The organism is Hymenobacter nivis, assembly GCF_006439025.1.
Classification (GTDB): Bacteria; Bacteroidota; Bacteroidia; order Cytophagales; family Hymenobacteraceae; genus Hymenobacter; species Hymenobacter nivis_A.
Genome location: NZ_RCYZ01000005.1, coordinates 465760 through 478215 on the forward strand (window position 1 = coordinate 465760; position 12456 = coordinate 478215).

At 66.2% G+C, this 12456-nt stretch carries 7 protein-coding genes; 5 read left to right on the forward strand and 2 right to left on the reverse strand.

Going from position 1 to position 12456, the window contains the following annotated elements:
* Window positions 1-173 precede the first annotated feature (173 nt).
* From EAH73_RS14425 to EAH73_RS14440, 5 genes are all read left to right on the forward strand, one after another.
* Window positions 174-1583: an OFA family MFS transporter gene (locus EAH73_RS14425; protein WP_170214086.1), complete on the forward strand. Its 1410-nt coding sequence runs from the start codon at window positions 174-176 to the stop codon at window positions 1581-1583.
* Window positions 1584-1619: 36 nt separating this feature from the next.
* Window positions 1620-1760, forward strand: coding sequence for a hypothetical protein (locus EAH73_RS23305; protein ID WP_170214087.1), 141 nt, complete (start codon window positions 1620-1622; stop codon window positions 1758-1760).
* Window positions 1761-1962: 202 nt separating this feature from the next.
* Complete coding sequence (locus EAH73_RS14430; protein ID WP_140467700.1) at window positions 1963-2568, forward strand: gluconate 2-dehydrogenase subunit 3 family protein; 606 nt, start codon at window positions 1963-1965, stop codon at window positions 2566-2568.
* A gap of 96 nt (window positions 2569-2664) precedes the next feature.
* Entirely contained in the window at window positions 2665-4356 is a 1692-nt protein-coding gene (locus EAH73_RS14435) for a GMC family oxidoreductase (RefSeq protein WP_140467702.1), read from the forward strand.
* 89 nt (window positions 4357-4445) lie between these two features.
* A complete protein-coding gene (locus EAH73_RS14440; RefSeq protein ID WP_170214090.1) occupies window positions 4446-5786 on the forward strand; it encodes a family 1 glycosylhydrolase in 1341 nt (446 codons plus the stop codon).
* Between the two features lie 130 nt (window positions 5787-5916).
* On the opposite strand, the gene EAH73_RS14445 is transcribed toward EAH73_RS14440, so the two are convergent.
* Both EAH73_RS14445 and EAH73_RS23135 read right to left on the reverse strand, forming a co-directional pair.
* The gene (locus EAH73_RS14445) at window positions 5917-11805 is read right to left on the reverse strand and encodes a malectin domain-containing carbohydrate-binding protein (RefSeq protein WP_161599560.1); all 5889 of its coding nucleotides are present in this window, start codon (window positions 11803-11805) and stop codon (window positions 5917-5919) included.
* Window positions 11802-12456: malectin domain-containing carbohydrate-binding protein (locus EAH73_RS23135; RefSeq protein WP_205013009.1), on the reverse strand; the 655-nt coding region annotated here is incomplete at its 5' end. The genes EAH73_RS14445 and EAH73_RS23135, both read right to left, overlap by 4 nt.

Sequence of the window (12456 nt, forward strand, 5' to 3'; positions counted from 1 at the left end):
GGTCCGGCTTTTCGTTGGCGCTCCGGGCAGGTATAGCTGATTAGCAACCTTTCCCGGCCGCCGAGGGCCGAAAGCCCGTAAACCCGCCTACCTTTCTTCCTGCTAACTGTTGAGCCTTTGGGGCCCCGGTTTGCCAGGCTATTACTTTTTCCCACCCTTACTTCTCTCTCTTCATGGCCGATACTTCGACCTCACTCCTCGACCGGAACCGCACCATTGCGGGCCCCGGCTACAACCGCTGGCTGGTGCCGCCGGCGGCCCTGGCCATTCACCTAGCCATCGGGCAGGCCTACGCCTTCAGCGTGTTCAACAAGCCGCTGGGCTCGCTCATCAGCGGCGACCCGGCCAAGCCCGACGCCCTGGACTGGACGCCCACCCAAATCGGCATCACGTTTTCCATCGCCATCGTGCTGCTGGGCTTGTCGGCCGCCTTGTTTGGCAAGTGGCTCGAGCGCGTGGGGCCCCGCAAAGCCATGCTGGCGGCGGCGCTGTGCTTCGGCGGCGGCTTCCTCATCGGCTCGCTGGGCATTAGCATGCACAACATCTGGCTTCTCTACTTCGGCTACGGCTTCGTGGGCGGCATCGGGCTGGGCATCGGCTACATTTCGCCGGTGAGCACCCTTATCAAGTGGTTTCCCGACCGCAAGGGCGTGGCCACGGGCATGGCCATCATGGGCTTCGGCGGCGGCGCCATGATTGCCTCGCCCCTCTCGGTGGCCCTCATGGGGCAGTTTAAGGGCAGCGCGCCGCAGGGCGTGGCCCCCACGTTCATTGTGCTGGGCATCATCTACTTCCTGTTCATGCAGTTCGGCGTCTGGACCATCCGGGTGCCCGCCGACGACTGGAAGCCCGCCGGCTACGTGCCCAACGAGGAGCACAGCGCCCTCATCACCACCGGCAACGTATCGGCCGATAACGCCATCAAAACGCCGCAGTTCTGGCTGCTGTGGGTGGTGCTACTCACCAACGTAACGGCCGGCATTGGCCTGCTCGAAACGGCTTCGCCACTCATCCAGGACACGTTTTCGGACAAGGCCATGGGCGCGGGGCTAGGCGTAACGGCCGCCGCCGCCGCGGGCTTCGTGGGGCTGCTCAGCCTATTCAACCTGCTCGGGCGCTTCTTCTGGTCGTCGGCTTCTGATAAGCTGGGCCGCAAAACCACCTACGCCATCTACTTCGGCCTCGGCATTTTGCTCTACGCCCTGGTGCCCACGCTGGGCCGCAACCTCCAGCTAACCTTCTATGTAATTGCGGCTTGCGTAATTGTGAGCATGTACGGCGGTGGCTTTGCCACGGCCCCGGCGTTCTTGTCCGACCTGTTCGGCAAGTACCAGGTGGGGGCCATCCACGGCCGCTTGCTCACGGCCTGGAGCACGGCCGGCGTGCTGGGGCCCCTGATTGTGCACCAGCTGCACGACCACGCTAAGGAGCAGGGCCTGACCGGCGCAGCCGCGTACCAGAACGTGTTCTACACCATGGCGGGCCTGCTGGTGGTGGGCTTGCTGGCCGACCTGGCCATCACCGCCGTCAACGAAAAGTACCAGGAAAAAGGCCCCGTCACCATCGAAGCCGGCGGCCACTAGGCAGCGGCGTTCCACCCTCATAAGCTCTTTCTGATCATGAATCCGCAAGCTCCCAACCCCAACGCCTCCGAATCGTCGGCGGGCGGCTCCGCCGTTCTCGCCTGGCTCTTCGTGGGCTTGCCCCTCGCCTGGGGCGTTTCGCAAACCTTCCTCAAGGCGCTGGCGCTGTTCAAGTAAGCGCGCCCGTACCCGTTTCGTTGCCAAAAGCAGCCGGCCCGCGCCGGCTGCTTTTTTTTGGGCCCCGCCGCCAACCGATTGGGGCCCTGGGCGGTTTAACCAATTCTGAAGACTTTCAGAAACCAGCAGCGGCCGTCTGCCGTTGAGCTTACTGGTTCCTGCCGTTTCAACGCCCGTTCCTTCCCACCCCCCCCTGTTTCCGATGACCGCTCCCCACTACCCGGCCGGCACGGTGCGCGCCCTGCTGCCCACCGCGCACGTGTCCGACGCCACCCGCGCCGCCTTGCAGCAGCGCCTCGACGCCCCCGCCGACTACGTCCCGCAGTTCCTGGCTCCCGAAACCTTCGCCCTGCTCGAAGCCGTGGCCGCCTGCCTGTTTCCGCAGCCCGACCGCCCCGAGCAGCCCATCCCGCTGGCCCCGTCCGTGGACCAGCGCCTGCTGGAAGGCCGCTCCGACGGCTGGCGCTACGACGCCCTGCCCCCCGACCGCGAGGCCTACCGCCTGGGCCTGGGCGGCATCCAGGAGATTGCGCAGGCTTTGTTTGGGCAGGATTTTGAGCGCCTCGACGCCGGCCAGCAAGGGCAGGTGGTGGGGGCCCTGGCCGGCGGCAACCCGCCCGGCACCACTTGGCAAACGCTCAACGCCGACCGCTTTTTTGAGGAAATGCTGGCCGAGCTCACCACCATCTACTACGCTCACCCGCTGGCCCAGGAAGAAATTGGCTACGTGGGCATGGCCGACCTGCCCGCCTGGACGAAAATTGGCCTCAACGAAAAAGAAGCCCGCGAAGTACCAATGAGTGAATGAGCGAGTGAGTGAAGGAGTGATTGGCCAAAAAGCCGTCCCATTCCTTCGCCCCTTTCCCCGTCCATTCACTCATTCACTCATTCATTTATTGCTAAGATGCCCGACGAAGAAGTATTAGAAGAAGGCGTTCTGAACCCGGTGCAGCCGGAAATCCAGGACCCGCTGCTGCGCGAGCTGATGGCCGACGCGCCCGCCACCGCCCCCGCTTTAGAAGTTCCGCAGGAAAAAGCCCAGCCCACCACCGCCCCGCTTGAGGAAGTGGACTGCGTGGTCATCGGCCTTGGGGCCGGGGGGGCCCCGCTGCTGGCCCGCCTCGCCCAGGCCGGCCTGAAGGTGGTGGCCCTGGAAGCCGGCCCCTGGCACAACCCCGAAAAAGACTTTGCCACCGACGAGCAGGCCCAGGACTTCCTGTTCTGGAACGACGAGCGCCTCTCGGCCGGCGGCGACCCGCTGGCCATGGGCAAAAACAACTCGGGCACCGGCGTGGGCGGCTCCACGCTGCACTACACCGCCTACACGCCCCGCCCCCTGCCCGACGACCTGCATATCAAGCGCGACTTCGGCAAGGGCGAGGACTGGCCCCTTACTTATGACGACCTCGCTCCTTATTATGAGGAGGTGGAGCAGTTTCTGGGCGTGTCGGGCCCCACGCCCTACCCCTGGGGCCCCAGCCGGCCCAAGGGCTACGCCCTGGCCCCGCTGCCGCTCAATAGCGCCGCCCAGCTGATGGTGCGCGGGGCCGAGAAAATCGGCATTCGCACCTCGCCCGCGCCCAACGCGGCCCTGTCGGCCCGCTATTACCAAGAAGGCGTGGGCTGGCGCGAAGCCTGCACCAACCGCGGCTTCTGCCAGGCCGGCTGCTCCAACGGCGCCAAGGCCAGCATGGACGTCACGTTTATCCCGCTGGCGGTGAAGTACGGGGCCGAAATTCGCCCCAACAGCTTCGTGACCGAGATTGAGCGCAACGCCCAGGGCCTCATCACGGCCGTGGTATATACCCAGAACGGCCAGCAGTACCGCCAGCCCTGCCGCAACCTGTTCCTCTGCGGCGGCTCGGTCGAAACCCCGCGCCTGCTGCTGATGAACGAGCTGGCCCTCAGCAGCGGCCAGGTGGGCCACAACCTGATGGCCCACCCCGGCGTGCAGGTCTGGGGCACGTTTGCCGACGAGGTGCGCCCCAACAAAGGCATTCCCGGGGGCCTCATCTCGCAGGATACCCACCGGCCCAAAGACGCCGACTTTGCCGGCGGCTACCTGCTGCAAAGCATCGGCGTGATGCCCGTGACCTTCGCCGGCCAGGTGGCCCGGGGCCGCAAAATGTGGGGCCAGCCCCTGCGCGACTACATGCGCAACTTCAACCACATCGCCGGCATCAACATCCTCGGCGACTGCATGCCCCACACCAGCAACTACCTGGAGCTCAGCGACGAGCTGGACGCCCGCCAGCTGCCCAAGCCGCGCCTGCACTTCACGGCCCAGGAAAACGAGCACCGCATGAACGCCCACGCCGAGCGCATCATGCGCGACATCTGGGAGGCCGCCGGGGCCACCGACATTTGGGCCTTCAACCGCTACGCCCACGTCATCGGCACGGCCCGCATGGGCCTGAGCGGCGACGACGCCGTGGTGGACCGTGACGGCCGCGCCTTCGACGTGCCCAACCTCTACATCTCCGACAACTCCACGTTCCCGAGCGCCCTGAGCGTGAACCCGGCCCTGACCATCATGGCCCTGAGCCTGCGCACGGCGGACAAGTTCTTGGAGCGCGAGATGCGCCGCGACGCCTGATTTTAGTTGTTGGTTGCCCGTTGTCGGTTGCCAGGTACAACTGAGCTATTCAACGAGCTGAACAACTGACAACGAGCAACTAACAACTAATTCCGATGAAATCCTTTCTCACTGAGATAAAAGACCGTTACGGCAGCGGCGACTACGAGGGCGACCAGTTTGGCGGGGCCCGGGGCCACAACGGCAACGGCCTGCCCACGGGCTTGCCCAACAACTTCATGTTCGCCACCGGCATCGAGTGCAGCTACCCGACCATTGACAACGGCAAAACCCGCCGCGACATGCTGGCCGAGTGCGACCACTACAACCGCTACAAGGAAGACCTGGGCCTGGTGAAGGAAATGGGCCTGAAGGTGCTGCGCTACGGCCTGCCCTACTACCAGATTCAGCAGGGCCCCGGCAAGTACGACTGGGAATTTGCCGACCTGGCGATGGGCGAAATGCAGCGCCTGGGCATCACGCCCATCCTCGACCTGATGCACTTTGGCGTGCCCGACTGGTTGGGCAATTTCCAGAACCCCGAGTTGGTGGTGCACTTCGCCGACTACTGCGAGCAGGTGGCCAAGCGCTACCCGTGGGTGCGCTACTACACGCCCGTGAACGAGATTTACGTGACGGCCAAGATGAGCGCCAAAGACGGCATCTGGAACGAGCAGCTGAAGTCGGATAAGGCCTTCGTGACGGCCCTGAAGCACTGCGTGGCGGCCAGCATCATGGGCAACCAGCAGATTGCCAAGCACCGCCCCGACTGCGTAATTGTGCAGAGCGAATCCGCCGAATTCACGCACGAACTGCGCGCCGAGCACACCTCGGCCGTGCAACTGGAAAACCTGTTGCGCTTTACGTCGCTGGACTTGCTGTATGCCCACCACCCGGAGGGCGAGGTACTCAACTACCTGTATGACAATGGTATGACCCGCCGCGAGTACGACTGGTTTATGGCCGGCGAGCCCCCCGGGTACCAGATTATGGGCAACGACTACTACGGTCGCAACGAGAAGATCATGCTGCCCAACGGCGAAATGGTGACCAGCATGGACGTGTTGGGTTGGTACAACATCACCCGCGACTACTACCTGCGCTACAAGAAGCCGGTGATGCACACCGAAACCAACGTGTTCGATGCCAACGAGGGCCCCACGTGGCTCTGGAAGCAGTGGGTCAACATCCTGCGCATGCGCAAGGAAGGCGTGCCGGTGCTCGGCTTCACGTGGTACTCGCTCATCGACCAGATTGACTGGGACAAGGGCATGGCCACCAAAACCGGCACCGTGAATGCCTGCGGCCTGTTCGACCTCGACCGCAAGCCCCGCCCCGTAGCCGATGCCTACAAGATGCTGCTTCAGGAATACGGCCAGATTACCATTGTGCCCCACGGCGAGCTGTTTGAAGTAACCGAACGCCCCGCCACCCTCAAGGTAGAAGTTTAAGTAGCGCGGGGTTTAGGGCCCCAGGGCCCTAAATCCCGCGCTTGCTCCACCATTCGTTGCAATAGAAAGGGCCCCCGCCTGCCAGCTGGCAAACGGGGGCCCTTTCTATTGTGGACCGCAGCCGGGGGGCTTACCGGGCCAGGGTGAGCTTGAACATTTTACTGTCCTTGCCGGCCATCAGCCGCACCAGGTACACGCCTTCTGCCAGGTCGTGGGCACTCACTTGGTAGTGGTACTTGGTGCCGGCCTGGGCCGTACCCGAGGCAATGTGCCGGACCAGCACCCCCTTGGAGTCGTACAGTTCGAGGGCATACGCCTGCGTGGTAGCTAGCGCAAAGTCTACGCTGGCTTCGTTGGCAAACGGATTGGGGTACGCCTCGAGCTGGGCTTTGGCGGCGGAAGCCGATGGGGCCCCCACCTGCTGGCTACCCGCTACGCTGGTGGCCAAGCTGCTGGCTGCGCCGCCCGTAGCGCCACTGGCGCAGTTGGTCACGTTCACCGTCAGGGCAGTGCGGGGGCTTTCGCACCCGCCGAGGGCCTGCGACACATAGTAAGTAGTGTTGCCGGCGGCGGTGGTGGCGGGCGTGAAGTCGCCGGTGGCCGTGGTAGCCGTGGCGCTATTATAAACGCGCAGGCTGGCACCGGCCGACAGGGCTACGCCGCTGCTCAGGGGCTGGGCGACCGCGCCCTGGCAGTAGTTTGCGGCCATCAGCTGGTTCAGGTTGGCATAGATGTAGTTGGCAATGAGCGTGCTGCCGGCCTTGTTGGGGTGCAGGAAGTCCTGCCGCAGCGAAGTAGGCGGCACGTCGGCAGCATGGTCGGCCACGTCCTGCGGCTGGGTGGGGTCGTAATGGTCGACTAGGAACGAGCGCACGTCGAGGAAGTGGTTGCCGTAAATCGCCGCCAGCTCGTCGTCCAGGGGCTTCACCAAGCCGTAGCCGTAGGTTCCAATGCCTTCACCCGAGCCGTTGCAAATGCTGATGATCAGGTAATTGCTATGGCCCAGCGTGGCCACCATGGTGGCAATGCTGGCCTTGATCTGGGCCGGCACGCTGGAGTCGTTGCGTCCCACCCAAATGATAACCGGCCAGTTGTACATGGCGGGAGCGGCTACCATCCGGTCCTTTATCTGCACCGAGGTCTGGCCCCCAATGCCGCCGTTGTACACCGTGCCCCCCGTGAGCTTGGCCAGTAGCTGCGGGTAAAGCCCGTAGTTGGCGTCGGTGAACGAATCGCCCCAGGCCGCAATGCTGGTGCCGTTGACGCCAGCGGGCGGGAGCAAAGTCGGGGCTTTCGGCGGCGCCGTCACGTTCACTACCATCGGCACCCGGCCGCTCTCGCAGCCATTGAGCTGCTGGGCCACGTAGTAAGTGGTGCTGCCGACAACTGCCGTTGAGGGCGCAGATTCCACTAAGGTGCCGGGGCCCGTGGCGGTGGCGTATAAGCGCAGCGTGGCCCCGGGCGTGAGCGTAATGCTGCTGCTCAACAGCGCCGCCTGGGTTCCCACGCAGTAGGTGAGCGAGCTCACCACAGCCGGCGCCGCTGGCCCGTTGGTAACATTAACCACAATGGGGGCCCGGTTGCTTTCGCAGCCGTTGAGCAATTGCGCCGCGTAGTACGTGGTGCTGCCCAGTGCTGCCGTAGCAGGCATGAAGTCGGCCAGTGGGGCCGTGCTCGTCGCGCTAGCATACAGGCGCAGCGTAGCCCCGGTCGTGAGCGTGACGCTGCTGCTCAGCAATGCGGAAGCAGCGCCCACGCAGTAGGTGAGCGGGCTCACGACGACCGGCGCCGCCGGCCCATTGGTAACGTTGACCACGATGGGGGCCCGGTCACTTTCGCAGCCGTTGAGCAATTGCGCCGCGTAGTACGTGGTGCTGCCCAGCGTGGCCGTGGCGGGCATGAAGTCGGCCAACACTGCCGTGCTCGTTGCGCTGGCATACAGGCGCAGCGTGGCCCCGGTGGCCAGCGTCACGCTGCTGCTCAGCAAAGCCGCTTGGGCCCCCACGCAGTAGGTGAGCGGGCTCACCACAGCCGGCGCCGCTGGCCCATTGGTAACATTAACCACAATGGGGGCCCGGCTGCTTTCGCAGCCGTTGAGTAATTGCGCCACGTAGTACGTGGTGCTGCCTAGTGCTGCCGTAGCAGGCATGAAGTCGGCCAACGGGGCCGTGCTCGTTGCGCTGGCATATAGCCGCAGCGTAGCCCCGGTCGTGAGCGTGACGCCGCTGCTTATTAGCGCCGACTGGGTACCCACGCAGTAGGCGAGCGGGCTCACGACAACTGGTGCCGCCGGGCCGTTAGTGATATTCACCACGATGGGGGCCCGACCACTTTCGCAGCCGTTGAGCAATTGCGCCGCGTAGTATGTGGTGCTGCCCAACGCCGCCGTAGCAGGCATGAAGTCGGCCAACGGGGCCGTGCTCGTTGCGCTGGCATACAGGCGCAGCGTGGCCCCGGTAGCCAGTGTTACGCTGCTGCTTATTAGCGCCGACTGGGTGCCCACGCAGTAGGCGAGCGGGCTCACGACGACCGGCGCGGCCGGCCCATTGGTGACGTTGACCACAATGGGGGCCCGGTCACTTTCGCAGCTACCCGTGACCTGCGCCGCGTAGTAGGTAGCGGTACCCAGGGTTGCCGTCGACGGGGCAAAATCGGCCAGAGCCGTACCACCGCTAGCAGCGGCGTATAGCCGCAGCGTGGCCCCGGTGGTCAGCGTGACGCTAGCGCTTAGCAAGCTGGAGGCAGCGCCTTGGCAGTAGGCCAATGGAGTGAGTACAACTGGTTTTGCCGGGCCATTGGTGACGGCAACGGTGAGCGGAGTGCGGCTGCTTTCGCAGCCGCTGAGTACCTGGGCCACATAGTAAGTGGTGCTGCCTACCGTAGCCGTCGACGGGATGAAGTCGGCCAGAGCCGTGGTGCCCGTGGCGCTGGCGTACAGGCGCAACGTGGCCCCGGTGGTGAGCGTGACACCCGTGCTCAGCAATGCGGCTTGGTCGCCGACGCAGTATCCCACAGAGCCCACCGTCACGGGAGCCGCCGAGCTATTAGTGACGTTGACCACAATGGCGGTCCGGCTGCTTTCGCAGCCGTTGAGCGATTGCGCCGCGTAGTACGTGGTGCTGCCCAGCGTAGCCGTAGTCGGCATAAAGTCGGCCAACGGAGCCGTGCTCGTTGCGCTGGCATACAGGCGCAGTGTAGCCCCGGTGGCCAGCGTCACGCTGCTGCTCAGCAAAGCCGCTTGGGCCCCCACGCAGTAGGTGAGCGGGCTCGCCACGACCGGTGCAGACGGGCCGTTGGTAACGTTGACCACGATGGGGGTCCGGCTGCTTTCGCAGCCGTTGAGCAATTGCGCCGCGTAGTAAGTAGCGGTGCCCAGCGTTGCTGTGGCGGGCGCAAAATCAGCCGAAGCCGTACCGCCGCTGGCGCTAGCGTACAGGCGCAGCGTGGCCCCAGCGGCCAGCGTGATGCTGCGGCTCAGCAGGGCCGCTTGGGCCCCCACGCAGTAAGTGAGCGGGCTCACCACAGCCGGCGCGGCCGTGCCTTCTACCACCGTCACCACCACTGGGGCCCGGGCGCTTTCGCAACTTCCCGTCACCTGCGCCGCGTAATAAGTGGTGCTGCCCAGGGCGGCCGTCGAAGGGCTAAAATCAGGGATGGGCGTACCACCGCTGGCAGCAGTGTACAGGCGCAGCGAGCTTCCGGAGGACAGCGTTACGCTGGCGCTCAGCAGGTTCGCAGCCGCGCCCTGGCAATACGTAAGCGGGGTAGCTACGCTTGGTTTTGCCGGGCCACTGCCAACCGCAACGGTCAGGGCAGTCCGGCCGCTTTCGCACGTGCCCACCAGCTGCGCGGCGTAGTACACCGTAACGCCTGCCGTCGTAGTGGAGGGAACAAAATCAGCCAGCACGGCCGTGGCCGTGGCGCTGGCGTACAGCCGCAGCGTGGCCCCGGCCGCGAGCGTAACGCTGGCGCTTAGCGGGGCGGCTTGGTCGCCGATGCAGTACCCCACCGTGCTTACGGTAACGGGAGCCGCCGGGCCATTCGTTGTATTGACGACAACCGCTGTGCGCCCGCTCTCGCAGCCGTTGAGCAGCTGCGCCGCGTAGTAAGTAGCGGTGCCTACCGTCGTTGTTGAAGGGGCAAAATCGGCCAGAGCCGTACCGCCGCTGGCAGCGGCGTACAGGCGCAGCACGGCCCCGGTGGCCAGCGTCACGCTGCTGCTTAGCAAAGCCGCTTGGGCCCCCACGCAGTAGGTGAGCGGGCTCACCACGACCGGCACCGCCGGGCCGTTGGTGACGTTGACTACGATGGGGGTCCGGCTGCTCTCGCAGCTGCCAATCGCCTGCGCCGCGTAATAAGTCGTGCTGCCCGCAGTCGTCGTCGCGGGCGCGAAATCAGCCAGCACGGCCGTGGCCGTGGCGCTGGCATACAAACGGAGCGTAGCCCCGGCCGTGAGCGTAGCGCTGGCGCTCAGCAGGGCGGCCTGGGCCCCCACGCAGTAAGCCAGCGGCGTGGCCACAACTGGTGCAGCAGGCCCGTTGCCGATCGTAACAACCACGGCAACGCGGGGGCTCTCGCAGCTGCTCGTGGCCTGGGCTGCGTAGTAGGTTGTGCTGCCCACCACGGCCGTTGAGGGCCGGAAATCAGCCAGCGGCGCCGTACTCGTAAGGCTGCTGTACAAGCGCAGCGTGGCCCCGCCCGTCAGCGCAACGCTGGCACTGAGCAAGTCGGAAGCAGTGCCCACGCAGTAGGCCAGCGGGCTCGTGACCACGGGCGCGGCCGGGCCATTCGTAACCGTTACCACGAGGGGTACCCGGGCGCTTTCGCACCCCCCCACCAGCTGGGCGGCGTAATACGTAGTGCTTCCCGCGGCCGTGGTGGAAGGCACAAAACCAGTAGCCAGTGCCGTGCCGCCCGTAGCAGCGCTGTAGAGCACCAGGGTAGCCCCTGCAGCCAGCGTCACGCTGTTGCCGAGCGGAGCGGCCGTGGCTCCCGTGCAATACGCCGGGGGCGTGGCAACGGTAGGCGTTGCTATGCCTTGGCAGGTAGTGGCGGGCAGCACCTCGATGGCCGAGATTTTGGCCTGGTCCACCCCGCCGCCCGCGTACGGGGCCGCAAAGTCCAGGTTGAGCACCCCGTCGGCCACCGCCACGGCGAACGTCTCGCTCGTGGCCGTCAGCGGCCCCACCTTCTTCACAATGTCGTAGCGCGTGAGCACCTTCGCCCCCTCGGCCGCCACGTCGAACACGCGCTGCCCCGCCGCCGTCCAGTACGTCTCGGCGAAGTGCAGCACCACCGTGTACTTGCCGTTGCTCACGGGCAGGGCGTAGCCGAACGAGCCGCCCGCCCGCTCGNCCACCCCGCCGCCCGCGTACGGGGCCGCAAAGTCCAGGTTGAGCACCCCGTCGGCCACCGCCACGGCGAACGTCTCGCTCGTGGCCGTCAGCGGCCCCACCTTCTTCACAATGTCGTAGCGCGTGAGCACCTTCGCCCCCTCGGCCGCCACGTCGAACACGCGCTGCCCCGCCGCCGTCCAGTACGTCTCGGCGAAGTGCAGCACCACCGTGTACTTGCCGTTGCTCACGGGCAGGGCGTAGCCGAACGAGCCGCCCGCCCGCTCGCTCTGGTACATCGCCCCGTTCGCCGTGCCCGCRATGGTCGCGTTSCCCGCGTTGGGCGTRCCCCCGGCAAAGAGTTTATCCGCCTCAAACGYGCCGATGSCGTTCGTCACCTGRGGGCCCCCGGCGTTGATGCGGTAGGCCACCGCCCCCGTCGTGGCCGGGTTCACCGTCACGGCCACCGTGCTCGCCGCGCTGGCCAGCCCCTGGTTGTCGGTCACCACCAGGCTGAACACGTAGCTGCCCGCCGCCAGCCCGCTCACCGACGGGGCCGCCACCGCCCGGCTCGAAAACACCGCCGCCGACGGCCCGCTCACCTGCGCCCAGGCGTAGGCCGCCACCGCGCCGTCCACGTCCGTGCCGCTGCCGGCCAGCGCCGCGCTGCTCGTGGGCAGCGTCACGGTTTGCGCCGCCCAGGGCCCCCGGCGTTGATGCGGTAGGCCACCGCCCCCGTCGTGGCCGGGTTCACCGTCACGGCCACCGTGCTCGCCGCGCTGGCCAGCCCCTGGTTGTCGGTCACCACCAGGCTGAACACGTAGCTGCCCGCCGCCAGCCCGCTCACCGACGGGGCCGCCACCGCCCGGCTCGAAAACACCGCCGCCGACGGCCCGCTCACCTGCGCCCAGGCGTAGGCCGCCACCGCGCCGTCCACGTCCGTGCCGCTGCCGGCCAGCGCCGCGCTGCTCGTGGGCAGCGTCACGGTTTGCGCCGCCCCGGCGTTGGCCACCGGGGCCTGGTTGCCCGCCGCCGGCACCAGCACCTCGATGGCCGAGATTTTGGCCTGGTCCACCCCGCCGCCCGCGTACGGGGCCGCAAAGTCCAGGTTGAGCACCCCGTCGGCCACCGCCACGGCGAACGTCTCGCTCGTGGCCGTCAGCGGCCCCACCTTCTTCACAATGTCGTAGCGCGTGAGCACCTTCGCCCCCTCGGCCGCCACGTCGAACACGCGCTGCCCCGCCGCCGTCCAGTACGTCTCGGCGAAGTGCAGCACCACCGTGTACTTGCCGTTGCTCACGGGCAGGGCGTAGCCGAACGAGCCGCCCGCCCGCTCG